The sequence below is a fragment of the Nocardioides marinisabuli genome, assembly GCF_013466785.1.
Taxonomy (GTDB): Bacteria; Actinomycetota; Actinomycetes; order Propionibacteriales; family Nocardioidaceae; genus Nocardioides; species Nocardioides marinisabuli.
Genome location: NZ_CP059163.1, coordinates 3,385,751 through 3,410,611 on the forward strand (window position 1 = coordinate 3,385,751; position 24,861 = coordinate 3,410,611).

At 74.1% G+C, this 24,861-nt stretch carries 16 protein-coding genes and 1 pseudogene; 12 read left to right on the forward strand and 5 right to left on the reverse strand.

The features are described from left to right. Positions 1 to 20 precede the first annotated feature (20 nt). Together H0S66_RS16235 and H0S66_RS16240 are read left to right on the forward strand one after the other, a co-directional pair. On the forward strand, positions 21 to 2,864 hold the full coding sequence (locus H0S66_RS16235; RefSeq protein ID WP_179616297.1) for an ExeM/NucH family extracellular endonuclease: 2,844 nt from the start codon (positions 21 to 23) through the stop codon (positions 2,862 to 2,864). A 215-nt stretch (positions 2,865 to 3,079) separates the two neighbouring features. Then, the gene (locus H0S66_RS16240; protein WP_179616298.1) at positions 3,080 to 4,333 is read left to right on the forward strand and encodes an HNH endonuclease signature motif containing protein; all 1,254 of its coding nucleotides are present in this window, start codon (positions 3,080 to 3,082) and stop codon (positions 4,331 to 4,333) included. A 322-nt stretch (positions 4,334 to 4,655) separates the two neighbouring features. Here the strand turns inward: H0S66_RS16240 and H0S66_RS16245 are convergent, their stop codons facing one another. Next, positions 4,656 to 6,434, reverse strand: a complete 1,779-nt coding sequence (locus tag H0S66_RS16245; RefSeq protein ID WP_179616299.1) for a glycoside hydrolase family 15 protein — start codon at positions 6,432 to 6,434, stop codon at positions 4,656 to 4,658. Positions 6,435 to 6,466: 32 nt separating this feature from the next. Here H0S66_RS16245 and H0S66_RS16250 point away from each other — a divergent pair, with 32 nt between their 5' ends. From H0S66_RS16250 to H0S66_RS16260, 3 genes are all read left to right on the forward strand, one after another. Then, positions 6,467 to 6,985 carry a CinA family protein gene (locus tag H0S66_RS16250; RefSeq protein WP_179616300.1) on the forward strand — a complete coding sequence of 173 codons (519 nt, stop codon included), beginning with the start codon at positions 6,467 to 6,469 and terminating at the stop codon, positions 6,983 to 6,985. A 53-nt stretch (positions 6,986 to 7,038) separates the two neighbouring features. After that, a complete protein-coding gene (locus H0S66_RS16255) occupies positions 7,039 to 7,374 on the forward strand; it encodes a helix-turn-helix domain-containing protein (protein ID WP_430540744.1) in 336 nt (111 codons plus the stop codon). Positions 7,375 to 7,562: 188 nt separating this feature from the next. Next, positions 7,563 to 11,444, forward strand: a complete 3,882-nt coding sequence (locus tag H0S66_RS16260; RefSeq protein WP_179616302.1) for a reprolysin-like metallopeptidase — start codon at positions 7,563 to 7,565, stop codon at positions 11,442 to 11,444. Here H0S66_RS16260 and H0S66_RS16265 read toward each other — a convergent pair. From H0S66_RS16265 to H0S66_RS16275, 3 genes and pseudogenes are all read right to left on the reverse strand, one after another. Further along, the gene (locus H0S66_RS16265; RefSeq protein WP_179616303.1) at positions 11,401 to 12,240 is read right to left on the reverse strand and encodes a DNA-formamidopyrimidine glycosylase family protein; all 840 of its coding nucleotides are present in this window, start codon (positions 12,238 to 12,240) and stop codon (positions 11,401 to 11,403) included. The two genes, H0S66_RS16260 and H0S66_RS16265, sit on opposite strands and share 44 nt — an antisense overlap. Further along, positions 12,233 to 16,883: pseudogene (locus tag H0S66_RS16270) on the reverse strand (ATP-dependent helicase). Before H0S66_RS16270 ends, H0S66_RS16265 begins: the two are co-directional and overlap by 8 nt. Before the next feature lie 64 nt (positions 16,884 to 16,947). After that, on the reverse strand, positions 16,948 to 17,451 hold the full coding sequence (locus H0S66_RS16275; protein ID WP_179616305.1) for a GNAT family N-acetyltransferase: 504 nt from the start codon (positions 17,449 to 17,451) through the stop codon (positions 16,948 to 16,950). Between the two features lie 102 nt (positions 17,452 to 17,553). Between H0S66_RS16275 and H0S66_RS16280 the strand changes: the two genes are divergently transcribed. From H0S66_RS16280 to H0S66_RS16310, 7 genes are read left to right on the forward strand one after another with little or no spacing between them, the layout of a single operon-like run. After that, positions 17,554 to 18,522, forward strand: coding sequence for an ABC transporter ATP-binding protein (locus tag H0S66_RS16280; RefSeq protein WP_476739293.1), 969 nt, complete (start codon positions 17,554 to 17,556; stop codon positions 18,520 to 18,522). Further along, entirely contained in the window at positions 18,519 to 19,319 is an 801-nt protein-coding gene (locus H0S66_RS16285; protein ID WP_258016954.1) for an ABC transporter permease, read from the forward strand. Before H0S66_RS16280 ends, H0S66_RS16285 begins: the two co-directional genes overlap by 4 nt. Beyond that, the gene (locus tag H0S66_RS16290) at positions 19,319 to 20,083 is read left to right on the forward strand and encodes an ABC transporter permease (protein ID WP_179616306.1); all 765 of its coding nucleotides are present in this window, start codon (positions 19,319 to 19,321) and stop codon (positions 20,081 to 20,083) included. Before H0S66_RS16285 ends, H0S66_RS16290 begins: the two co-directional genes overlap by 1 nt. An 18-nt stretch (positions 20,084 to 20,101) precedes the next feature. Beyond that, complete coding sequence (locus tag H0S66_RS16295; RefSeq protein ID WP_179616307.1) at positions 20,102 to 20,296, forward strand: DUF3046 domain-containing protein; 195 nt, start codon at positions 20,102 to 20,104, stop codon at positions 20,294 to 20,296. Beyond that, positions 20,293 to 21,579 carry an MFS transporter gene (locus H0S66_RS16300; RefSeq protein WP_179616308.1) on the forward strand — a complete coding sequence of 429 codons (1,287 nt, stop codon included), beginning with the start codon at positions 20,293 to 20,295 and terminating at the stop codon, positions 21,577 to 21,579. The genes H0S66_RS16295 and H0S66_RS16300 overlap by 4 nt, the downstream gene beginning before the upstream one ends. A gap of 5 nt (positions 21,580 to 21,584) precedes the next feature. Continuing rightward, entirely contained in the window at positions 21,585 to 22,385 is an 801-nt protein-coding gene (locus tag H0S66_RS16305) for an S-methyl-5'-thioadenosine phosphorylase (protein WP_179616309.1), read from the forward strand. Further along, complete coding sequence (locus H0S66_RS16310) at positions 22,382 to 23,425, forward strand: NAD-dependent epimerase/dehydratase family protein (protein WP_179616310.1); 1,044 nt, start codon at positions 22,382 to 22,384, stop codon at positions 23,423 to 23,425. The genes H0S66_RS16305 and H0S66_RS16310 overlap by 4 nt, the downstream gene beginning before the upstream one ends. 31 nt (positions 23,426 to 23,456) lie before the next feature. Here the strand turns inward: H0S66_RS16310 and H0S66_RS16315 are convergent, their stop codons facing one another. After that, positions 23,457 to 24,833, reverse strand: a complete 1,377-nt coding sequence (locus tag H0S66_RS16315; protein ID WP_179616311.1) for a hypothetical protein — start codon at positions 24,831 to 24,833, stop codon at positions 23,457 to 23,459. Positions 24,834 to 24,861 lie beyond the last annotated feature (28 nt).

Here is a 24,861-nt window from a genome sequence, read left to right on the forward strand (position 1 = left end):
CCTCCTCGGAAGGCTTCTCCATGCCCATCTCCACCCGGGCCGGCCGTCGGCTGGCACCGCTGCTCGCCGGTTCGCTGGGCCTCGCCGCCCTCGCCACCGGCGTCGGCACCGCACCGGCGTACGCCGTCAGCACCGGCCTCGTGATCAGCGAGGTCTACGGCGGCGGCGGCAACTCCGGCGCCTCCTACACCCACGACTTCATCGAGCTCTTCAACCCCACCGACGAGGCGATCTCGGTCGACGGCTGGTCGGTCCAGTACCGCTCGGCCTCGAGCACCAGCACCGCGCAGACGACACCGCTGACCGGCTCGGTACCGGCCGGTGAGCACTACCTCGTCCGGGGTGCCGGTGGCAGCACCGGCGCTGAGCTGCCGGCCCCTCAGGCCTCCGGGTCCCTCAACCTCTCCGCGACCAACGGGCAGGTCTTCCTCGTCGACTCGACCGCTGGCCTGACTCCCGCCGACGTCCCTGCCGGCAGCGTGGCCGGTAGCCAGGCCTTCGTCGACATGGTCGGCTACGGCACCGCCAACGTGTTCGAGACGACTGCCGCCCCGTCGCCGGGTGGCAACGTCGCTTCCTTGAGCCGCGGCGACGAGACGTCGGACACGGACGTCAACTCCGCCGACTTCTCGGTGACGCAGTCCCCGACCCCCAGCGCCGCGACCGCGGAGCCCGAGCCGGAGCCGGAGCCGACCGCGGTCTCGATCCCCGAGATCCAGGGCGACGGCGCGACCTCGCCGCTCGACGGCGACGCCGTCACCACCACCGGCGTCGTGACCGCGGCCCCGCAGTACCTCTACGGCTTCTACGTGCAGGACCCCGAGGGCGACGGCGACGCCGCCACCTCCGACGCCGTGTTCGTGTACTACCCGCAGGGCTCGGGCAGCATCACCGTCGAGCCCGGCGACCACGTCGAGGTCACCGGTGAGGTCGACGAGTACGCCGGCCAGACCCAGGTGGTCTCCTCCGCCGCCGGCACCGTCGAGCTCACCGAGGCGGCCGGCCCCGTGGAGGCGTACGCCGGTGAGTGGCCGGCCACCGACGCGGCCAAGGAGTCGCTGGAGGGGATGCTCTTCAGCCCGCAGGGCGAGTTCACCGTCACCAACACCTACTCGACCAACCAGTACGGCGAGGTCGGCCTCGCGGTCGGCGACAAGCCGCTGATCCAGCCCACCGAGGTCGCCGACGCCCAGGACACGGACGCGATCGCCGCGGTCGAGGCCGACAACGACGCGCGCGCCATCACCCTGGACGACGCCTCGAGCACCACCTACACCAGCAACAGCTCGCTCACGCCGCCGTACGTCTCCAACGAGGCGCCCGTGCGCGTCGGGGCGTCGGCGACGTTCACCGAGGACGTGATCCTCACCCAGGGCGGCTCGCCGAGCTCGCCGACGTACCGCTTCCAGCCGCTGGTCACCGTCAGCGGCCCGGACTACACCGCCACCTCGCCGGCGACGTTCGAGAACACCCGCACCGAGGCCCCCGACGCCGAGCAGCTCGCGGCCGACGGCACCCCGGACCTCAAGGTCGCCTCGTTCAACGTCCTGAACTACTTCACGACCCTGGGCGACGCCGACGACGACAACGTCGGCGACGACGGCTGCACGTCGTACAACGACCGGGACGGCGACGGCACCACCGTGCGCGGCGGCTGCGACCTGCGCGGCGCCTGGGACCCCCAGGACCTCGCGCGCCAGCAGGAGAAGATCGTCGCGGCGATCAACGCCCTCGACGCCGACGTCGTGGGCCTGATGGAGATCGAGAACTCGGCCGCGCTGGGCGAGGAGGCCGACGAGGCCACCCAGACCCTGGTCGACGCCCTCAACGCCGACGCCGGCGAGGGCACCTGGGCGGCCAACCCGTCCTCCGACGAGCTGCCCGCCGCCAGCGAGCAGGACGTCATCACCAACGCCCTGATCTACAAGCCGACCGCCGTCGAGCGCGTCGGCGAGGCCCGGGCCCTGGGCGACCAGAGCGCGAGCGGGCAGGCCTTCGGCAACGCCCGCGAGCCGATCGGCCAGGTCTTCGCGCCGGTCGGCGGCGGCGAGGACGTCCTCGTCGTGGTCAACCACTTCAAGTCCAAGGGCTCCGGCACCGATGACGGCACCGGCCAGGGCAACGCCAACCCCGACCGCGTCGCGCAGGCGACGGCGCTCGAGGAGTGGGTGCCCACGGTCCAGGACGAGACCGGCACCGAGGCCGTGCTGCTCGTGGGCGACTTCAACTCCTACTCGATGGAGGACCCGATGCAGGTCCTCTACGAGGGCGGCTACACCAACGTCCAGGAGCTGTCGCCGGTGCAGGAGTGGTCCTACTCCTTCAGCGGTCTGTCGGGCTCGCTCGACCACGTGCTCGCCAACGACGCGGCGCTCGAGCTGGTCACCGGCACCGACATCTGGAACATCAACTCGGGCGAGTCGATCGCGCTGGAGTACAGCCGCTTCAACATCCACGGCACCGACTTCCACGCCCCGGGGCCCTTCCGCTCCAGCGACCACGACCCGGTCGTGGTCGGTCTCGACGCCACGGCCGACGCCCCCGAGCTGCTCGACGCCGACATCGCCGTGAAGGTGGCGCCCAAGCGTCCGCGCGCCGGTCAGCACCGGGCCACCTTCAAGGTCGTCGTCACCGCCGAGGGCGCGACCCCCGGTGGCCGGGTCGTGGTCGACCTGCCCGGCAAGCAGGACCTCGTCGGCGAGCTCAACGCCGCCGGCAAGGTCGTGCTGAAGATGGTCAAGCCCTTCGGCAACGCGGGGGAGAAGACGGTGGTCGTCAGCTACGCCGGTGACGACTCGGTGGCACCCGCCGACCTCACCACCGCCCTCGAGGTCCGCGAGGCGAAGAAGAACAAGAAGAAGTAGCAGCACTCCGCGTCACCCACGACCCGCCCGGGCCTCCTGGGCGGGTCGTGGTGCGTCCGGCCCCAGCCGGCCGAGCAGTCACTTCTGAACCACCGAGCGGTCAGTTTGGAACCCTCGACCGGTCACTTCCGCGCTCTCGAAAAAGTTTTCGATCCGCCTGTGGAAAACGGGGTTTGACCTGGTGCTTTGTCGGTGGACCCTGAGATACTTCACTCATGTCCACCACCGCCGCGCACCCCGTCGGGAGTGCTGTCGCGCGGGCCCATGCGCTCCTCGACGAGGCGGCCGGGGTGCAGTTGTGGTCGATGAGCCAGAGCGAGACCGCGCAGGCGTTGGTGGAGGCCTCGCGGCTCCAGGCACGGCTGGCCGCAGTGCAGTCCCGGCTGCTGGAGCACGCCGAGACCGTCGCGGTGCACGAGCGCAACGCCTCCGCGTCGTTGGCGGTGTGGCACTCCAACGTCACCAGGACCACCAAGCGGGAGTCGTTCCGCCAGGTACGCCTCGCCGAAGGGCTCGCCCGACACGTGCTGGTGCGCGAGGCGCTCGGGTCTGGGGACCTGATCGCGGAGCAGGCCTCGGTGATCTGTACGTCGCTGGATGCGCTGCCCGACGACCTCGAGGCGTCGATCCTCGAGCAGGCCACGACAGCGCTGGTCGAGTTCGCGCGGGTGCACGACGCGAAGGCGCTGCGGGTGCTCGGGCGTCGGATCCTCGACGTCGTCGCACCCGAGGTCGGTGAGGCGTGGGAGGCCGAGCTGCTGGACCGTGAGGAGCGCGAGGCGGAGAAGTCGTCGGTGTTCCGGATGCGTGAGGACGGCCACGGCCGCATCAAAGGCTCCTTCACCGTCCCAACCCTCGTGGGGCAGATGCTCGAGAAAGCCCTGATGGCGTTCGCCGCCCCCAAACACCAGATCGCCAACCGGGCAAGCACGGACGAGGTGTCGGAGCCGGTACGCCGGCCGACCGCGCGGCGGCTGGGGGATGCGTTTGTCGAGCTCATCGAACGACTCGACCCCAAGCGACTGCCCCGCGCTGGTGGGGTCAACGCGACCGTGGTCGTCACCATGACCCTCGCCTCGTTGCAGGGTGGGCTGGCGGCGGCTGCGCTGGACACCGGCGGCCGGATCAGCGCCGGGGCCGCGCGCCGGTTGGCGTGCGAGGCCGGCATCGTCCCCGTCGTCCTCGACGGGGAGAGCAAACCCCTCGATGTGGGTCGGGCGAAGCGGTTCTTCACCAAGACCCAGCGGATCGCGATGGGGATCCGCGACGGCGGCTGCACCGCCAGGGGCTGCGACGCCCCACCCGCGATGTGCCACGCCCACCACGACGACCCCTGGGCCCACCACGGCCTCACCGACCTGGCCCGCGGCCGCCTGCTGTGCCCGTACCACCACCGGCGCATCCACGACCCGGACTACGAGACCAGCATCGGCGCCGACAACCAGGTCACCTTCCACCACCGCACCTAGACCCCGCTCTTCCCTGCGCGAACACCCAGGACGGCGTACGCCCCGAGCCGTCCGGTTCAAACGAGCCGACTCGGCGTACCGCCGTGGGTCGAGCGACCGTCGAAACCCGGTGACCCCACTGCGTACAGCGAGGTCCGCGCGGTTCTTGCGGGGTCTCGGCGACGCGCGTCGCTGGCGCTCCTTGCTGCTCGACCAACGGGGCGATGTATGCCCCCCCGCCGCGAGTCGGCCGGTTCGAACGAGCCGACTCGGCGCTCGACTAGCTGCTCGACCACGGAGCGACGTACGACGTGAGCGGGCGCCGGCTCGTCCGGGGGAGGCGTCAGCCGGCGCCGTGGCGGGCGAGCGCGAAGGCGGCCTGGGTGAGGGTCAGGTGGCTGAAGGCCTGGGGGAAGTTGCCGACCATGCGCCCGGTGGCGGGGTCGTACTCCTCGGCGTAGAGCCCGACGTCGTTGGCCAGGCCGACCAGGCGGTCGTAGAGGGCGGTGGCGTCGTCGAGGCGACCTGCGGCGGCGTACGCCTCGACCAGCCAGAAGGAGCAGGCCAGGAACGGGTGCTCGTCGCCGTCGAGGCCGTCGACCCCTGAGCTCGTGCGGTAGCGCAGCACCAGGCCGTCGCGCAGCAGGTCCTCCTCGACCGCCTTGATCGTGCCGAGCATCCGCGGGTCGTCGCCGTCGACGAGCCCGAAGGAGGCGAGCACGAGCAGCGAGGCGTCGACCTCGTCGGTGTCGTAGTGCTGGGTGAAGGTGCCGCGCTCCTCGTCGTAGCCGCGGGTCAGGACCTGCTCGCGCACCTCGTCGCGCAGTCGCCGCCACTCCTCGACCGGCCCCTCGAGACCGTGCTCCTCGACCGCGCGCACGGCCCGGTCGAAGGCCACCCACACCAACGCCTTGGAGTGGGTGAAGTGCTGCAGGTCGCCGCGCATCTCCCAGATGCCGCAGTCGGGCTCGTCCCAGTTCTCGGCCAGGCTCGAGAGCAGGGCCTTCTGCAGCTCCCACGCGTTCGCGTCGGGCTCGTCCATCACCTGGCGGACCTTCTCGAGGGCGTCCATCACCTCGCCGATCACGTCGTGCTGCAGCTGGTCGACGGCACCGTTGCCGATGCGCACGGGCAGCGAGTCCTCGTAGCCCGGCAGGTGTTCGAGCTCGTGCTCGACCAGGCGCCGCGACCCGTCGACGGCGTACATCACCTGCAGGTCGTGCGGGTCGCCGGCCACCGCGCGCAGCAGCCAGTCACGCCACAGCATCGCCTCGTCGGTGTAGCCGGCCTCGAGCAGCGAGCCCAGGGTCAGTGCCGCGTCGCGCAGCCAGCAGTAGCGGTAGTCCCAGTTGCGCGAGCCGCCGAAGGTCTCGGGCAGCGACGTCGTCGGCGCAGCCACGATGCCACCGGTCGCCTCGTGGGTCATCAGCCGCAGGGTCAGCAGCGAGCGCTTGACCGCCTCGGGGTGACGCAGGTCGGTGCGGCACAACCGGGCCCAGTCCTCGTCCTTGTCGATCGTCTCGCGGATGCGGTCCTCGAGGTCGCCGAGCTCGTCGAGTCGGCTGTGCGAGGGCACCCAGGTCATCGAGTACGTCAGCTCGTCGCCGGCCTCGACGTCGAACTCGTCGTTGTGCGTGTGGTCGCGCGCCTCGGGCATCCGGGGGCCGCGCAGGACCAGCCGGTCGGGTCCCGCGACCGCGGTGATGACCTTCTCGCCGCCGATCTCCTCGCGGCGCACCCACGGGGTCACCTCGCCGTACTCCATCCGGACCCGCCACTGCAGGCACAGCCGCACCGTGCCCTCCACGCCGCGGATGCGGCGCACCAGGTCGGCGCGCCCGTCGCCGCGCGGCATCAGGTCGGTCAGGGTCACCGTGCCGGTCTCGGTGCGGAAGGTCGTCTCGAGCACCGACGACGCGGACAGGTAGCGGCGGCTGGTCTCATAGTCGCCCTCCGGCTCGATCTGCCAGTGCCCGTGCTCCTCGGTGCCGAGCAGGGCCGCCATGCATGCGGCGGAGTCGAAGCGGGGCAGGCACAACCAGTCGATCGATCCGTTGCTGCCGACCAGGGCGGCGGTGCGCCGGTCGCCGATGAGGGCGTAGTCCTCGATGCGCAGAGCCATGCCGTGACACTACGTGTGCCACGCTCACCTGCATGGACGAAGAGCACGACCGGGCGGAGCGCCCAGCGGCGGCGCTGCACGCCGTCCTGCGCTCGCGCGGGGAGACGCTGGCGACCGCCGAGTCGCTAACGGGCGGGCTGCTCGCCGGGCTCCTCACCGACGTGCCCGGCGCCTCCGCGACGTACGTCGGCGGCCTGGTCACCTACGCCACCGAGCTCAAGCAGGGGCTGCTCGGTGTGCCCGCCGAGCTGGTCGCGGAGCACGGCGTCGTGTCGGCGCCCTGCGCGGAGGCGATGGCCGGGGGAGCGCTCGCGGCGACCGGTGCGACGTGGGCGCTGAGCACCACCGGGGTCGCGGGCCCCGACCTCCAGGAGGGGCACCCGGCCGGCACGGTCTTCGTCGGGGTCGCGGGGCCGGGGGTGCTCCGGTCGGTGCGCCTGCAGCTCGACGGCGGGCGCGCCGAGGTGCGCCGCGACTCCTGTGCGGCAGCGGTGTCGGTGCTCACCGACATCCTGGAAGGGTGTGGCGGGGAAGAACGGGTGCTCCGCTAGTGTTGGCCCCCACGAACGCCGGACCTCCGAGGTCGGGCACTCGCAGTCAGGAGATCCGCATGGTGCTGTTTCGTCGGTTGCTCGGCGACGTGCTCCGCGCGCAGCGCGTCGAGCGCGGGATGACCCTGCGCGAGGTCTCGGCGCAGGCGCGCGTCAGCCTCGGCTACATCTCCGAGATCGAGCGCGGCCAGAAGGAGGCCTCCTCCGAGCTCCTGGCCTCGCTGTGCGGCGCGCTCGACGTGCCGTTGTCGTCGGTGCTGCGCTCGGTCTCCGACGCGGTGGCCCTCGAGGAGGCGCTGAGCGCCGCCACGCCGATCGTGCCGCGCCCCGCCGCCGCGAGTGCCGCCGCCGGCCGTTCCCGCGACGACGTCGTCGCCTCCGCCGCCTGAGCAGGCGGGTCCTCCGGCGCCCCGTCGCGGCGCCACGGTAAAAACTGGCCGGCTCGACGCCGGATCGGTGCGATCTCCCACCTGGTCACGCGTGACCGGGTGGACTGGTGCCTCGTTGTCGGACCGGCGGCTCCTCGGGGTCGTCGCTGCGAGCGCGTCGCCGGGCGCGCCGCTGACGAGAGGACTCCATGCGTCGTCGTTCCATGACCCTGCCCTGCGTGCTGACGGCGGGGGCGCTGGCCCTCGGGGTCGGCGCCGCCCAGCCGCCGGCCTCCGCCTCACCGGGGTCAGGGATGTCAGGGGCCTCGCACTCCGCGTCCGTCGTCTCGACGGTCGTCGTCGCCGGTGGGCTCTTCGAGGAGCTGACGGGCTTCGCCCTGCCCGAGGGCGTGGACGCCCCCGTGCGCGTGCGCCCCGAGGAGTTCAGCGCCTACGACGTCGACGTCGCCGCGCTCGGGGCCCGGCTGGCCCAGGCGCCCTCCCCGCGCGCCGCGCGCCGCGGTGCCGAGCCGCTGGTCGTCCGGCTGCCCGACCCCGACGGCACCACCCGGGCCTTCGAGGTGGTCGAGGACCCGGTCCTGCAGAGCGGCCTCCAGGCGGCCCACCCCGAGATCCGCACCTTCGCCGGCCGTCAGTCCGACGACCCGACCCGCACGGTGCGCCTCGACGTCACGCCGATGGGCGTGCACGCCTCGGTGCGCGGCCTGGCCGGTCGCGACACCTGGTACCTCGACCCCGTGGTGACCGCTCCCGGCACCACCGAGCACCTGAGCTACCACCGCTCGGCCCTGCCCGAGACCCCGCACCTCGAGGAGTCACCGTTCGTCGAGTCCCTGCTCGAGGACACCGCTGTGGCGCCCACGGCCGCCGCCCAGGCGCGCACCGAGCCCGGTGCGGCGGTCACCCGGCGCACCTACGCCCTGGCCCTCGTCACCGACCCGGCGTACGCCGCCTACTTCGGCGCCGACGGGCAGCCGGGCGACCCGCAGGTGGTGCTGGCCGAGAAGGCCACGCTGATGAACCGGGTCAACCAGATCTACAACGACGACATGGCCATCCACCTCGAGATGGTCGAGGGCAGCGAGGACCTCAACCTCGACACCGCCGCCAAGGCCACCGAGCCCGACGGGCCGTGCGGCGAGAGCGCCTGCTTCGACCCGGCCGACCTCGACCCCGAGACCGGCGGCTGCACCGGCACCCTGCTCGACCGCAACATCTTCGTCACCGGCCAGATCATCGGGGCCGACCGCTTCGACATCGGCCACATCATGCTCGGCATCAACGGGGGCGGCGTGGCCTACCTCGGCGTGGTGGGCGAGCAGCTCAAGGCCGGCGGCTGCACCGGGCTGCCGTTCCCCGAGGGCGACTTCATGGCCGTCGACTACGTGGCCCACGAGATGGGTCACCAGTTCGCCGGCAACCACACCTTCGACGGCGCCGAGGGCGCCTGCTCGGGGCTCAACCGCAACCAGGGCACCTCGGTCGAGCCGGGCTCGGGCTCGTCGGTGATGGCCTACGCCGGCATCTGCGACACCGACGACCTCCAGCCGCACACCGACCCCTACTTCTCCCAGCGCACCATCGACGAGTTCACCGCCCACGTCACCGCCGCCCCCAGCAGCTACAGCGAGGAGCAGACGCTCACCTTCGACGGCTTCGACACCAACGGCGACACCGTCAACCTGCGCTACCAGGGCCGGGTGGCCTCGATCGTGCGCGGCACCGCCTCCTACAACGTCCTCAACGTGACCCAGCAGATGCGCACCCTGACGGGCGCCAACGTGAGCGTCGCGGGCTACGACGGCAGCGCGCTGAGCCTCAACGACGGCGGCTTCACGGTGCGGTGGCCCGACGCCACCGACCACCCCCGCATCGTCGTCACCGACGTGAGCGACGCCGGCGGCGACCCGCTGTCGGCGTACGTCGGCGTGCCGGTCGAGGGCGGCCCCGCGACCAACCAGGGCTCCACGACCAACGTCACCACCAACCACGCCCCGACGGTGACCGCGCCGGCCGACCGGACGATCCCGGTCCGCACGCCCTTCACCCTCACCGGCTCGGCCACCGACGTCGACGGCGACGAGCTGCTCCACCTGTGGGAGCAGAACGACACGGGTGGCACCACCGGCACCGCGCTGACCAGCAGCGGCCGCACCTCCGGCCCGCTGTTCCGGGTGTTCGGCACCTCCGCCGACGTGTCGCTGGAGGAGTCGCTGGAGTACGAGTCGCCGGGCCAGAACCTGGCCACGACCAGCCCCTCGCGCACCTTCCCCGACCTGGCCCAGGTCGTCGCCGGCACCACCAACGCCGCCACCGGGTCGTGCCCCGCGGTCACCGGTGACGTGGTCGAGCCGGCGGTCCTGGACTGCTACTCCGAGCTGCTGCCCACCGCCGCGCGCACGATGCGCTTCCGGCTGACGGCGCGCGACCAGTTCCCGACCGGCGGCGGCACCCAGTACGACGACGTCGTGCTCACCGTGGGCTCCGCCGGCCCCCTCCAGGTCGCCTCCCAGCCGGCCGACGTGGTCGGCGGCAGCACCGGCACCGTCACCTGGGCCGTCAACGGCACCGACGCGGCCGCCTACGCACCCCAGGTGCGGATCAGCCTGTCCACCGACGGCGGCCTGACCTTCCCCACGGTGCTCGCCCAGAGCACCGCCAACGACGGCAGCCACCAGGTCACCTGGCCCCAGGAGCGCACCGAGCGCGCCCGGGTGCGGGTCGAGGCGGTCGACAACTACTTCTTCGACGTCGACGACGCCGACTTCGCCATCGAGCCGTCGCTGGAGCTGAGCGCCTCCTCGAGCGCCGTGGAGGTCCAGTACAGCGACTCCCTCGACGCCCCCGTCGAGGTGCGGCTCAGCGCCGCCCGCACCGACGGCGACCAGCTCGCGCTCGACGTCACCGGGCTCGCCGGCCTGGGCGCGACCCTGGTCTCGGCCAGCGCTGACGGCGTCCGGCCCGGCACGGCCCGCTTCGAGGTCGACGGCCCGGTCACCGGGCCCGTCGGCGAGCAGGCCGTCACCCTGACCGCCACCGCCGGCACGGCGCCGGGGGCCGAGCAGGTCACCGCGCCGCTGCAGGTCACGGTCCTGCCCGAGGACGCGACCGTCGCCTACACCGGGCCCACCACCGTGCGGGCCACCCAGGACCCCCAGCCGGTCGCCCTCAGCGCGACCGTGGCGCAGGCCGCCGACGGCGAGCCCGGGGACCTGGGCCTGGCCCGGGTGGCCTTCGTCGACCGCGACAACGGCGAGGTGCTGTGCACCGACACCCCCGACGCCTCGGGCGCCGCGGCGTGCGGCGCGCTGCTCGACGTCGACGGGGCCGCCACGTCGTACACGGTGGGCACCACGCTCGTGGACCGCTTCGCCCGCGACGAGCGCTCCGACGACGCGGTCGTCACGCTCCTCACCGAGGACGCCGCCGCGCCCGGCACCACCATCAGCAGCGGCCCGGGCGAGGGCTCCTTCCCCCGCACGGACACCGTCACCTTCGAGCTCTCCTCCGACACCGTGGGGGTCACCTACGACTGCACCCTCGACGGGGTGGGGGTCGACTGCGCCGACGGCGAGGTCACGCTCGACGGCCTGACCCAGGGCACCCACCGCTTCAGCGCCGCCGCCCGCGGCGAGGGCGGGGCCACCGACCCGACGCCGGCGACCCGGACCTTCGGGACCCCGTTCTCGGCCGACCGCCTAACCGAGGAGACCGACGGCTGGACGCTGCGCCGCGGCGGGCGCTACTACGACAAGCGGTTCCTGCGCACCGACCGGCGCGCCGAGGTGCTCGGTCTCGACGTGACCCGCGCGACCTCGATCGTGCTGGTGGCCACCAAGGCCCCCGACCACGGCCGGGTCCGGGTGTTCCTCGACGGCCAGAAGCTCAAGAAGGCCAACCTGGCGCGCTCGCGGACCAGGAACGGTGCGGTGGTGAAGGTCGTCGAGAGCAGCAGCCCGCTCACCGGTCGCCTCACGATCAAGACCCTGCGCAACCGCACGGTCAAGATCGAGGGCGTCGGCGTCATCAGCGCGGCGCCGGCCCGCCCGGTCCGCGACGCGGGGGTGTGACCGGCTCGGGCTGGCAGCGCGGGCACCAGTAGATCGCGCGCTCGCGTCCGGGTGGGCCCTGGCGGTCCACCCGGATCGAGGTCGCGCAGCGCCGGCAGGGGGACCGCTCGCGCCGGTAGACCCAGGTGCGCTCGCGCTCCCGCAGGTCACCGGTGGTCGACTGGACGGCCCGCTCCTTGTTGAGCTGGAGCATCTGGCGGCCCCGGCGCACCGCGCGCGCCAGGTCGGGCACGTCGCCGACCGGCAGCCGCGGGTGCAGCCCGGAGACGAAGCACAGCTCGGCGACGTACATGTTGCCGAGCCCCGCGAGCCTGGTCTGGTCGCGCAGCGCGTCGCCGACCTCGCGCTCGGGCTCCTCGCGCAGCCGGCGCAGCGCCTCCTCCTCGTCCCAGTCGGGACCCAGGAGGTCGGGGCCCAGGTGGCCCACCACCTCGTGCTCGTCGGCGGTCGGCAGCAGCTCGACCACGCCCAGGGAGAAGCCGACGGTGGTCACGGTGTCGTCGCCGAGGACCGCCCGCGCCTGGTAGGCGGGGCGCGGCCAGCGCCGACCGGGCGCCAGGGCGCGCCACGCGCCCTCCATCTTCAGGTGGGTGTGCAGCGTCAGCGGGGGACCGACGGGCGGGTGCAGCCGGGTCAGCAGGTGCTTGCCGCGCGAGACGGTGCCCTCGACCCGCGAGCCCACCAGGTCGGCGGTCGCGTGCTGGGGGACCCGCAGCTCGGCGACGGTCAGCACGTGGCCGGCCAGCGCCCGGTCGAGCAGCCGGGCGGCCCGGTAGACGGTGTCGCCCTCAGGCACGACCGCTCCTGAGCCGCAGCCCGCGCGGGGTGGAGACGAAGCCGGCGGAGGTCAGCGCCTCGCGCAGCGGGGTGTCACCCCGGCCGAGGAGCTGCTCGCCGTCGGCCTTCTCGACGGTGAGGCGGCCCAGCGCCCCGCGACGACGGCCTCGGCCAGGGCGGCGGTGGCCGGGCCGAGCAGCGCGGGCTCCTCGCTCCAGGTCAGCAGCGTGCGCCCGCCGCGCTCGACGTAGAGCACCAGGCGCCCGTCGACCAGCACCACCATCGCCCCCGCCTTGCGGCCGGGCCGGTGGCCGCTCTCGGACTCCTCCGCGCGGGCCAGCCCAGCGCCGCGCCGTAGGGGTTGGCGGGGTCGGTGGCCGCCAGTGCGATCGCCACCGGCTCCTGCTCGGCCCCCGGGAGCGCGCCGGTCTCGGCGCCCACGGCCCCGTCGGCGAAGGTGCGCAGCCGGTCGACCGCGCCGGCGGTGCCGAACTGGGCGGCGCCCAACCTGTCGACGAAGTACCCGCGCCGACAGCGACCGGTGTCCTCGAAGGCCGAGAGCACCTTGTAGACGGCCGCGAAGCCGCCCGGCACCCGCTCGCTCACCACGGCCCCGCGGGTCACGACCCCGTGGCGGTCGAGCAGCCGCTCGGCGACGGCGTGGGCGCGCCTGGTCGGGTCGGGGTCGACGCCTGGCAGCAGCGACCACCGCCCGGCGGTCTCCGGCGGGCCGGTGCGCGCCGTCGCGAGCCGGGCCCCGGCCCCGGTGGTCGAGGCCATCCGCGGCGAGCCCATGCGGGCGCGCGGCGGGGGACGCCGGGTGCGGTGGCTGGCGGTGCCGGTGCGGGTCAGGGCGCGCAGCGGCGTGAGCGTGTCGTTGCTGACCCGGCCGGCCCACACGAGCTCCCACAGCGCGGCCGACAACGCCTGGTCGGTGACCTCCACCCCGGCCCCGCGCACCGCGTCGGCGAGCTGGCGGAAGAAGTAGGCGCCGCCGCCGGCCAGCGCGTCGAGCACCGCCTGGCCGGCCTCGGAGTGCTCGGGCGCCTGCGGCTCGGGCAGCGTCAGGTCGGCGGAGTCGGCCAGGTGCAGCGAGACCCAGCCGTCGGAGCCCGGCAGCGTGCCGTGGCCGGCCCACACCACCTCGCCCGAGGCGGTCAGCTCGTCGAGGTACGACGTCTCGTAGTCGCGGACCCGGGCGGCGAGCACCAGCGGCTCGAGCGCCGAGGCCGGGACCGGGCAGCCGGCCAGCTGGTCGATGGCCGACAGGACGCCGTCGACCCCGCGCAGCCCGCCGCGGGCACCGCCCGCCCGACCGCCCGCGGAGGGCGCGGCGGCCCAGACGTGCTGCCAGGCCCCGAGGAAGCGACCGAGCGCGTCGGGCTCGACCGGCTCGACCTCCTTGCGCAGCCGCGCCAGCGACCGGCGGCGCAGCTTGCGCAGCACCTCGGCGTCGCACCACTCGGTGCCCGCGCCGGAGGGGCGGAACTCGCCGTCGAGCACCCGCCCCTGGGAGGCCAGGCGCTGCAGGGTCTGGCGCACCACGGCCGAGCCCAGGCCCAGACGCGCGGCCACGTCGTCGACGGTGAACGGCCCGTGCGTGCGGGCGTGGCGCGAGACCAGGTCGCCGATCGGGTCGTCGACGGGGTCGGTGAACGCGTCGGGGGTGCCCGGCGGCACCGGCACCCCGAGCCCGTCGCGCAGGCGCCCGACGTCCTCGATGGCGCTCCAGCGCTCGGTGCCGCCCATCCGCAGCGCGACCACGCGCCGGGCGGCGACCAGCTCGGCGGCCCATGCGTCGACGTCGGCGTCGGGCACCGAGCGGGCCACCACCTCCTCGCGCGAGAGCGGGCCGAGCAGGCGCAGCAGGTCGGCCAGGCCCTCGGCGCTGCGGGCGCGTCGCTCGTCGGTGAGGCGCTGCAGCTCGGCCTCGACCTCCTCGAGCACCGCCGGGTCGAGCAGCTCGCGCAGCTCGGCGCGCCCGAGCAGCTCGGCGAGCAGGCCCTGGTCGAGCGCGAGCGCGGCGGCCCGGCGCTCGGCGATGGGGGAGTCGCCCTCGTAGACGAACTGGGCCACGTAGCCGAAGAGCAGGCTGCGGGCGAACGGCGAGGGGGCGTGGGTGGTCACGTCGGCGACCTGGACCTCGCGGCGGTCGACGCGGCGCATCAGGCCGATGAGGCTCGGCAGGTCGTAGACGTCCTGCAGCACCTCGCGCACCGCTTCGAGCACGATCGGGAACGAGGGGTAGCGCGAGGCCACCTCGAGCAGCGCCGCCGAGCGCTGGCGCTGCTGCCACAGCGGCGAGCGGCGCCCGGGGTCGCGGCGCGGCAGCAGCAGGGCCCGGGCCGCGCACTCGCGGAAGCGCGAGGCGAACAGGGCCGACCCGCCGACCTCCTGGGTGACCAGGTCGTCGATCTCGTCGGGCTCGAAGACGAACACCTCGGCGCCCGGGGGCTCGGCGTCGGTGTCGGGGATGCGGATCACGATGCCGTCGTCGGAGGCCACCGCCTGGCCGTCGACGCCGAGCCGCTCGCGCAGGCGGGCGTTGATGGCCAGCGCCCAGGGTGCGTGCACGGGGGTGCCGTAGGGGGAGTGCAGCACCAGTCGCCAGTCGCCGAGCTCGTCGCGGAAGCGCTCGACGAGCAGGGTGGTGTCGGTGGGCAGCAGGTTGGTGGCCTCGAGCTGCTCGTGCAGGTAGGTGACCAGGTTGCCGGCGGCGTAGTCGTCGAGCCCGTTGGCCCGGGCGCGCGCCTCCGCCTTGGCCCGCGGCATCGAGCCGAGCTCGCGGGTGAAGGCGCCGATCGCCTCGCCGAGCTCGGCGGGTCGACCGAGGCTGTCGCCCTTCCAGAAGGGCAGGCGCCCCGGGATGCCGGGCGCCGGGGTGACCAGCACCCGGTCGTGGGTGATGTCCTCGATGCGCCAGCTGGTCGCGCCGAGCGCGAAGACGTCGCCGACGCGCGACTCGTAGACCATCTCCTCGTCGAGCTCGCCGACGCGGCGCCCGGGCCCCTCGCCACCGACGAGGAAGACCCCGAAGAGCCCCCGGTCGGGGATGGTGCCGCCGCTGGTGACCGCGAGCCGCTGCGCCCCCGGACGGCCGGTCAGCTCGCCGGTGACCCGGTCCCACACGATGCGCGGGCGCAGCTCGGCGAACTCGTCGCTGGGGTAGCGCCCCGCCAGCAGGTCGAGCACGCCGTCGTACGCCGAGCGCGGCAGCCCCGCGAAGGACGCGGAGCGCTTGAACAGCTCGAAGAGCTCGTCGACGCCCCACGGCTCGAGCGCGGTGGCGGCGACCACCTGCTGGGCCAGCACGTCGAGCGGGTTGGTCGGCACCCGCAGCGACTCGATCGCGCCGGCGCGCATCCGCTCGACCGCCACCGCGGTCTGGGCCAGGTCGCCGCGGTGCTTGGGGAACAGCACGCCGCGGGAGACCTCGCCGACCTGGTGGCCGGCCCGGCCGACCCGCTGCAGCGCGCTGGCGACGCTGGGCGGCGACTCGATCTGCACCACGAGGTCGACGGCGCCCATGTCGATGCCGAGCTCGAGGCTGCTGGTCGCGACCACGGCGGGCAGCCGGCCGCGCTTGAGGTCGTCCTCGATCAGCGCCCGCTGCTCCTTGGAGACCGAGCCGTGGTGGGACTTGGCGATCACCGGAGCGCCCTCGGCGGTGGTGTCGACCGTCTTGTCGCCGGGCGCGGGCTCCACCCCGGCCCGCTCGGCCGCGATCTCGTTGAGCCGTGCGGTCAGCCGCTCGGAGAGCCGCCGCGAGTTGGCGAAGACGATGGTCGAGCTGTGCTGCTCGATCAGGTCGACGACCCGCTCCTCGACGTGCGGCCAGATGCTCGAGACCCGCTCGCCTGCGCTCTCGTCGTCGCCGTCGGCGGAGTCGTCGAAGGCGCCGCCGGGGCTGGTCATGTCCTCGACCGGCACCACGACCGTGAGGTCCCACTGCTTCTCGCTGGGGGGCGAGACGACCTCGACCGGCGCGGTGCCGCCGAGGTAGCGCGCGACCTCCTCGACCGGGCGCACCGTGGCGGAGAGCCCGATGCGCTGGGCGGGCCGCTCGAGCAGCGCGTCGAGCCGCTCGAGGGAGACACCCAGGTGGGCCCCGCGCTTGGTGCCGGCCACGGCGTGCACCTCGTCGACGATGACCGTCTGCACACCGCGCAGCGCCTCACGGGCCTGCGAGGTCAGCATCAGGAACAGCGACTCGGGGGTGGTGATCATGACGTCGGGCGGCGCGGTGACCATCTTGCGCCGGTCGGCGGCGCTGGTGTCGCCCGAGCGCACCCCGACCCGCACCTCGGGCAGCTCGGTGCCCAGGCGCGAGGCGGTGTGGCGGATGCCGGTCAGCGGCGCGCGCAGGTTGCGCTCGACGTCGACGGCCAGTGCCTTGAGCGGGGAGACGTAGAGCACCCGGCAGCGCTGCTGCTTGTCCTCGGGCGGCGGGTCGGTGAGCAGCCGGTCGATGGACCACAGGAAGGCGCTGAGCGTCTTGCCCGAGCCGGTCGGGGCGACGACCAGGGCGTGGCGCCCGGCCCCGATCGCCTCCCACGCCCCCTCCTGGGCCGGCGTGGGCTCGGCGAACGCGGCCGCGAACCAGGTGCGGGTGGGCTCGCTGAAGCGCTCCAGCGCGCGGTGGGGGGCGACGACGTCGGGCACCCGCCAAGTCTGGCCCACGCCACCGACAACCGGGCCCACCCTCAGGGCCCACCCGTCGGGGCCCTCAGCCCAGGTGCAGCTTCATCCCGTCGTGCGAGGCGACGTAGCCCAGCCGCTCGTAGACCCGGCGCGCACCGGCGCGGGAGCGGTCGGTGGTCAGCTGCACCATGCCCGCGCCGTGGCTGCGGGCGTAGCCGGTGACCCACTCGAGCAGCTGGGTGCCCAGCCCCAGGTGGCGCACCGCCGACGCGACGCGCACGGCCTCGACCTGCAGGCGCAGCGTGGCGCCGCGCGAGAGCCCCGGCAGCATCGTCAGGTGCACCGTGGCCACGACCTCGTCCTGGGGCGAGCGCACGGCGACGAGCAGGTGGTCGGGGGAGCGGTCGATGCGCGCGAAGGCCCGCAGGTACGGCTCGAGGTCGGCGTGCTCGCGCTCCCGGCCCAGCTCGTCGTCGGCCAGCAGCGCCACCAGGGCCGGCACGTCGGCGCGCCGCGCGCGGGTGACGGCGTACGCCGTGCCGTCGACGTGGAGGGTCGCCAGGCGGGAGGCGTCGTCGGTGATGCCCATCAGTCGGTCTCCTCGGGGGTGCGGTCCACCCGCGCGAACCTAGTCGCTCGGGGCCGCGGTGTCTGTCCGGGCCGGTCGGCTGGTTGTGCCTAGAGTGACGGCGTGAGCGACCTCCCGCCCGACCGCACCGCCGTCGCGGACCCGATGATCGAGGCCCGCGGCCTGCGCAAGAGCTTCGACGGGTTCGAGGCCGTGCGCGGCATCGACGTCGACGTGCGGCGTGGGGAGGCCTTCGGCTTCCTGGGCCCCAACGGGGCGGGGAAGTCCTCGACGATGCGGATGGTCGCGGCCGTCTCGCCCGTCACCAGCGGGCGGCTGCGGATCCTGGGCCTCGACCCCGCGGTCGACGGCCCCGCGATCCGGGCCCGGATCGGGGTCTGCCCCCAGGAGGACACCCTCGACACCGAGCTCTCGGTGCGCGACAACCTCTACGTCTACGGGCGCTACTTCGGGATGGGGCGCCGCGAGGTGCGCGAGCGCGTCGCCGAGCTGCTCGACTTCGTGCAGCTCTCCGACAAGGCCGATGCCCGGGTCGAGGGCCTGTCCGGCGGCATGAAGCGCCGCCTGACGATCGCCCGCTCGCTGGTGAACTCGCCCGAGCTGCTGCTCCTCGACGAGCCCACCACCGGGCTCGACCCGCAGGCGCGCCACGTGGTGTGGGAGCGGCTCTTCCGGCTCAAGCAGCAGGGGGTGACCCTGGTCCTGACCACGCACTACATGGACGAGGCCGAGCAGCTCACCGACCGGCTGGTGGTGATGGACAAGGGCCTCGTGGTCGCCGAGGGGTCGCCGCTGCAGCTGATCCGGGAGCACTCGACCCGCGAGGTCGCCGAGCTGCGCTTCGGTGTCGCCGAGCCCGGGGCGGGCCACGAGCGGCTCGTCGAGCGGGTCGCCGACCTCGCCGAGCGGGTGGAGGTGCTGCCCGACCGGCTGCTGCTCTACACCGGCGACGGCGAGGAGACCCTGGCCAAGGTGCACGAGCGCGGGCTGGAGCCGGTGGCCACGCTCGTGCGGCGCGCCTCGCTGGAGGACGTGTTCCTGCGCCTGACCGGACGGACGCTGGTCGAGTGACGAGCAGCGCACCGACCGGCACCCTGGACGGCGCCCTGCGGCTGGTCGACTACTGGGCCACCGTCTACCGCCGCACCTGGCGCGGCAGCATCGTGACGTCGTTCGTCACACCGTTGCTCTACGTGCTGGCGATGGGCGTCCTGCTGGGCGGCTTCGTCGAGGCCGACGCCGAGGTGCTGGAGGGCGCGACGACGTACCTGGCCTTCGTGGTGCCGGGCATGGTGGCGGCGACCACGATGACCACGGTGGTGGGCGAGGTGACCTACCCGGTGATGGCGATGGTGAAGTGGAACAAGACCTACTACTCCATGACCGCCACCCCGCTCGCCGTGCCCGACATCGTGCTGGCCCACCTGGGCTTCGTGGCCTTCCGCGTCACCGTCACCGCGGCGGTCTTCCTGGCCGTCACCGCGCCCTTCGGGGTCTACGAGTCGCTGCCCGGGGTGCTGGCCGCGCTGGTGGTGCAGGTGCTGCTCGGGATGGCCTTCGCGGCCCCGGTCTACGCGTTCGCCGCCGGGCTGCGCGACGAGACCGCCTTCGCGCTGGTCTTCCGGCTCGGGATGATCCCGATGTTCCTCTTCTCCGGCGCCTTCTTCCCCGTCGCCAACCTCGACGCGCCCCTCGAGGCGCTGGCGCGCGCCACGCCGCTGTGGCACGGCGTCGACCTGACCCGGATGCTGGTGCTGGGCGTGCCCGACTGGTCGATGGTGCTCGTGCACGTGGGCTACCTGCTCGCCCTCGTGGCGCTCGGCTGGTGGTGGGCCCTGCGGCGCCTGACCCGGAGGCTCGCCCAGTGATGGTGACCGCGAGCACCGGGCTCATCCTGCAGCGCAACTTCCTGGCCTACCGGAGGGTCTGGTGGATCTTCGCCACCGGCTTCCTCGAGCCGGTGCTCTACCTGTTCTCGATCGGCGTCGGCGTCGGCGCGCTGATCAGCGGCTTCGAGGTCGGCGGCCGCGAGATCGCGTACGCCGAGTTCGTCGCCCCCGGCATGCTCGCGGCCTCGGCGATGAACGGCGCGGTGCTCGACTCGACGTTCAACTTCTTCTTCAAGCTCAAGTACTCCAAGCTCTTCGACCAGATGCTCGCCACCCCGCTGACCACCAGCGACATCGCCCGCGGCGAGCTGGCGTGGTCGCTGCTGCGCGGCGGCCTCTACTCGCTGGGCTTCCTGCTGGTGATGCTGGCGATGGGGCTGGTCTCGTCGTGGTGGGCGGTGCTGGTGCTGCCGGCGGCGCTGCTCATCGGGCTGGCGTTCGGGGCCGTGGCCATGGCCCTGACCACCTTCATGCGCTCGTGGCAGGACTTCGAGCTGGTGACCCTGACGACGCTGCCGATGTTCCTGTTCTCGGCGACCTTCTTCCCGGTCACGACCTACCCGGGCGCGCTGCGCTGGGTGGTGGAGGCGACGCCTCTCTACCGGGGCGTGGTGCTGTGCCGCGAGCTCACCACCGGTGCCGTCTCGTGGGACTCCGCGGTCTCGGTGGTCTACCTGGTCGCGATGGGCCTGGTCGGCCTGGTGGTCGCCCGCCGGCGGCTCGACTCGCTCCTGCTGACCTGAGCCACGCACAATGAGCCCGTGAGGCACACGGAGTTCTGGGCACGGCTCGACGAGGCGCTGGGCAGGGAGTCGGCGGGCTCGTGGGCCGAGCTGTTCGTGCTCCAGGAGCTGGGCAGCCGCACCACCCGGCAGGCGCTCGACGCGGGCGTCCCGCCCAAGCAGGTCTGGGCCGCGGTCTGGCGCGCCCTCGAGCTGCCCGAGCGCTACCGGTGACCGGGGTCGTCCCGCAGTCGTCCTCGACGGCGGCCGCGCAGCGCCGCACGGTCGCGACCCTGGTGCTGACCCAGGCCGTCGGCGCGGTCGGCATCACCATCGGCATCGCCACCGCCTCGCTGCTGGCGCGCGACATCTCCGGCAGCGAGGGGCAGGCCGGCCTCGCGCAGACCTTCCAGGTGCTGGGCGCGGCGCTGGCGTCGTACGTGCTGGCGCGGGTGATGGCGGTGCGCGGGCGCCGCCCGGGCCTGACGACCGGCTACCTGCTGGGGGCCACCGGGGCGGTCCTCGCCGTGGTCGCCGGCAGCATCGGCTCGATGCTGCTGCTCCTGGTCGGCGCGGTGCTGCTGGGCTCGACCACGGCGGCCAACAACGCCGCCAGGTACGCCGCCACCGACCTCGCCGAGCCCGCCCAGCGCGGCCGGGCCCTCGCGGTCGTGGTGTGGGCGACCACCATCGGCGCGGTCGCCGGGCCCAACCTGACCGGCCCGGCGGCGGCGCTGGCGCGCTGGCTGGGCCTCCCCGAGCTGACCGGCCCGTTCGCGCTGGGCAGCGTGGGGATGCTGCTGGCCGCCGCCGTGGTCAGCACCTTCCTGCGCCCCGACCCGCTGCTGCTGGCCCGCGAGGTCGCCGGCACCGCCGGGCAGGTGCCGGCCGGCACCTCCTGGAGCCGCGTGGAGGCCGCGGTGCGCGAGCGCCCGGTCCTGCTGGCCGCGGTCGTGGCGCTCGCGGGCGCGCACGCCGCGATGGTCGCGGTGATGGTGATGACGCCGCTGCACATGGAGCACGGTGGGGCCGAGCTGCGGGTGATCGGTGTCGTCATCAGCGTGCACGTGCTGGGCATGTTCGCCTTCGCGCCGCTGGTGGGCTGGCTCGCCGACACCGCCGGTCGCCCGGTCACCCTGGGCGCCGGGGGAGTCGTCCTCGTCGTCGCGCTGGTGCTCTCGGCCGCCGCCCCCGAGGGGTCCTCGCCGCAGATCTTCGGGGGGCTCTTCCTGCTCGGGCTGGGCTGGTCGTTCGCCACCGTCGCGGCCTCGACGCTGATCGCCGACCACGCGCCCCTCGAGGCGCGCGCCGACGTGCAAGGCTCCGCCGACCTGGTGATGAACCTGGTGGCCGCCGCCGGCGGCGGCCTGGCCGGGGTGGTGGTCGCGCTGGCGGGCTACCCCGCGCTGTCGCTCGCCTCCGTCGTGCTGGCGCTGGCCGTCCTCGGCGCCGGGGTCGCCGCGCACCGCCTCACCCCCGTGGCGGGCCCGGGCGCCCTGCCGGACCTGACAGAGTGAGCGCCATGAACGAGACGCGTGCTGACGTCGCCGTGATCGGCGGCACCGGCTTCTACTCCTTCCTCGAGGACCCCGAGACCGTCCGGGTCGAGACGCCGTACGGCGACCCCTCGGCGCCGGTCTCGATCGGCACGGTCGCCGGTCGACGGGTGGCCTTCCTGCCCCGCCACGGCACCGCCCACGAGTACGCGCCGCACACCATCCCCTACCGCGCGAACCTGTGGGCGCTGCGCTCGCTGGGCGTGCGCCAGGTGCTGGCCCCCTGCGCCGTCGGCGGGCTGCGCGACGAGGTCGCCCCCGGCGACGTGGTGGTGCCCGACCAGATGGTCGACCGGACCTACCGCCGGGTGCCGTCGTACGTCGAGGGCGGCGCGGTGCACCTGCCCTTCGGCGACCCCTACTGCGACCGCCTGGCCGGCGCGGTGACCGGCGCGGCCGACGACGTGCGCCACGGCGGCACGATGGTCATCGTCGAGGGCCCCCGCTTCTCCACCCGCGCCGAGTCGCGCCACTACGCCGACCAGGGCTGGTCGCTGATCAACATGACCGGGCACCCCGAGGCGGCGCTGGCCCGCGAGATGCTGCAGTGCTACACCCCGATCGCGCTGGTCACCGACATGGACGCGGGGGCCGAGAGCGGCGAGGGGGTCGGCCAGGCCGAGGTCTTCGCGCGGTTCAAGGCCAACCTCGAGCGGCTCACCGGCCTGCTCACCGCCGCCATCGAGGCGCTGCCCGACCCCGAGGGCTGCTCCTGCTCGACCTGGGCGGACGACATGGAGCTCACCTACCAGGTGCCCGGGCTGTGAAGGTCCTGCTGACCGGTTCGGCCGGCTTCATCGGCGGCGCGGTCGCCGAGCGGCTCGAGGCCGACGGCGACGAGGTGGTGCGCGTCGACCTGATGCTCGACAAGGCGCACGGCGCCAGCGCCGCACCCGAGGGCACCCACCAGCTCGACGTGCGCGACGCCGACGGCTGGGGCGACCTGCTGCACGGCGTCGACGTCGTGTGCCACCAGGCGGCGATGGTCGGCGCCGGCGTCACGGTCGCCGACCTGCCGCTCTACGCCGGCCACAACGACCTCGGCACCGCCATGCTGCTCGCGGCGATGCACGAGGCAGGGGTGCACCGGCTGGTGCAGGCCTCGAGCATGGTCGTCTACGGCGAGGGCCGCTACACCTGCCCCGAGCACGGCGAGCAGGTGCCGGCCACCCGCCCCCGCGAGGCGCTCGAGGCCGGCCGCTTCGAGAACCCCTGCCCGGTGTGCGGCGAGCCGCTGGGCTGGGCGCTGGTCGACGAGGACGCCCGGCTCGAGCCGCGGTCGAGCTACGCCGCCAGCAAGGTCGCCCAGGAGCACTACGCCATCGCCTGGGTGCGCCAGGCCGGCGCCGCCGCGGTGTCGCTGCGCTACCACAACGTCTACGGCCCGCGGATGCCCCGCGACACGCCGTACTCCGGGGTGGCGGCGATGTTCCGCTCCTCGCTCGAGCGCGGCGAGGCGCCCCAGGTCTTCGAGGACGGACGCCAGGTGCGCGACTTCGTGCACGTCGACGACGTGGCCCGGGCCAACGTGGCGGCGCTGCACGCGGTCCGCGAGGCGCCCGAGGGGCACCACCGGGCCTACAACGTGGCCTCGGGCCACCCGGTCGGCATCCGCGACGTCGCGGCCCTCGTCGCGCGTGGCACCGGCAGCGACATCGAGCCCGAGGTGACCGGCGGCTACCGCCTCGGCGACGTGCGGCACGTCGTGGCCTCGCCCCAGCGGGCCACCGACGAGCTCGGCTTCACCGCGAGCGTGCACCCCGACGAGGGGCTGCCCGCCTTCGCCACCGCGCCGCTGCGCGACTGAGGGGAGGCCCGAGGGGGGGCACCGGGCCTCCTCACCAGGACGTGTAGAGCAGGTGCTGGACCACCAGCGCCCAGCCCACCTGCAGCCCCAGGCCCCAGCGCCGCCAGGCGCCGGGCAGCAGGGCCGCGGCGATGGTCAGCCACGGCATGAACGGCAGCCAGATCCGCTCGACCTCCGACTTGCTCATCCGCGACAGGTCGGCGACCGCGACCGCGACCACCGCCCCGAGCACCAGCACGGCCACGGTGCGGGTGCCCGGCCCCAGCGCGTCGTCGCGCAGCAGCCGCGCCCGGGCGCCGGCGTGGGCCAGCGCGGCGCCCACCAGCGGTCCGGCGCTGACCGCGAGCGCGGCCAGGTTGCCCCACATCCAGTACCAGGCCGGCCGGTCGCCGGCGATGCCGTCCCAGTAGCGCTCGGTGAGCACCGGGTAGGCCTCCCACCACGCGAAGCCGGCCGCGGCCATCGCCAGCACCGGCACCAGCGCGGCGAGCACGGCCACGGGCAGCGGGCGCCACGAGCGGGCCGCGACGAGGACCGCGAGGGCGACCGCGCCCATCAGCCCCATGCCGTAGGAGAGCAGCACGCTGCAGCCCAGCACGAGGCCGGCGGCCGCCGACCAGCCGATCCAGGCCCGGCCGCCGGCCACCGCCCCGCGGGCCAGCAGGGCGAGCCCGGCCGCGGTGATGGCGGTGAAGACGGCGTCGGCCGAGACGGCCATGAAGACGGCCGTGGGGGAGAGGACCAGGAAGGGGGCCGCGCGGCGTGCCAGCGCCTCCGCGTCGAGGGTGCGCAGCAGCGCCAGCACCGACAGCGCCGTCGTGGCGCCCACGAGCGTGACCACCATGCCGGCGGCGAAGGAGCCGCCCAGGCCCACGCGCACCAGCCCGACGAAGAACAGCAGCGCCAGCGGCGGGTGGCCGGCCGCCTGCGTGGGCCAGTTGTCGGGGTGGCTGTAGGGGATCCGGTCGACGTAGGTGCGCAGCATCTCCGGCACGTCGTCGACCTCGCGGGCGCTGGGCAGGTACTCCGAGGAGTGGTCGAGCACCCGGGCGACACCCTCGGTGCCGTCGACGAACGCGAGCGAGAGCATCCACGCCAGCGCGACGGCGTACGACGCCACGAGCAGCCGGCCCCACGACGCCGTCGCGGCGAAGCGGGGGAACCAGCCCAGCCCGACGACGGCGACCAGGACGGCCGGGGCGGTGCCGGGGCCGAGCAGCTTGGGGTCCCAGAAGCCGTGCAGCGGCGGTGAGGCCCACGGGTGCGCCGAACGGCTCGCCCGGCTCCAGGTCTCCCAGTCGAGCAGGACCGGCAGCGCGAAGGCCGCCACGACCAGCACCAGCGTCAGCACGAGCCCCGTGGAGGCGGCGCGGGAGCGCTGGGCGGGCTCGGTGGCTCGGGTGGGCATGCCCAGACCCTAGAGGCGCGGCCACGAG

Bases quoted from the DNA above. Each gene is read 5' to 3' on its own strand.
- H0S66_RS16235 (WP_179616297.1), top strand. From the start codon at position 21: ATGCCCATCTCCACCCGGGCCGGCCGTCGGCTGGCACCGCTGCTCGCC.
- H0S66_RS16240 (WP_179616298.1), top strand. From the start codon at position 3,080: ATGTCCACCACCGCCGCGCACCCCGTCGGGAGTGCTGTCGCGCGGGCC.
- H0S66_RS16245 (WP_179616299.1), bottom strand. From the start codon at position 6,434: ATGGCTCTGCGCATCGAGGACTACGCCCTCATCGGCGACCGGCGCACC.
- H0S66_RS16250 (WP_179616300.1), top strand. From the start codon at position 6,467: ATGGACGAAGAGCACGACCGGGCGGAGCGCCCAGCGGCGGCGCTGCAC.
- H0S66_RS16260 (WP_179616302.1), top strand. From the start codon at position 7,563: ATGCGTCGTCGTTCCATGACCCTGCCCTGCGTGCTGACGGCGGGGGCG.
- H0S66_RS16275 (WP_179616305.1), bottom strand. From the start codon at position 17,451: ATGGGCATCACCGACGACGCCTCCCGCCTGGCGACCCTCCACGTCGAC.
- H0S66_RS16290 (WP_179616306.1), top strand. From the start codon at position 19,319: ATGGTGACCGCGAGCACCGGGCTCATCCTGCAGCGCAACTTCCTGGCC.
- H0S66_RS16305 (WP_179616309.1), top strand. From the start codon at position 21,585: ATGAACGAGACGCGTGCTGACGTCGCCGTGATCGGCGGCACCGGCTTC.
- H0S66_RS16315 (WP_179616311.1), bottom strand. From the start codon at position 24,833: ATGCCCACCCGAGCCACCGAGCCCGCCCAGCGCTCCCGCGCCGCCTCC.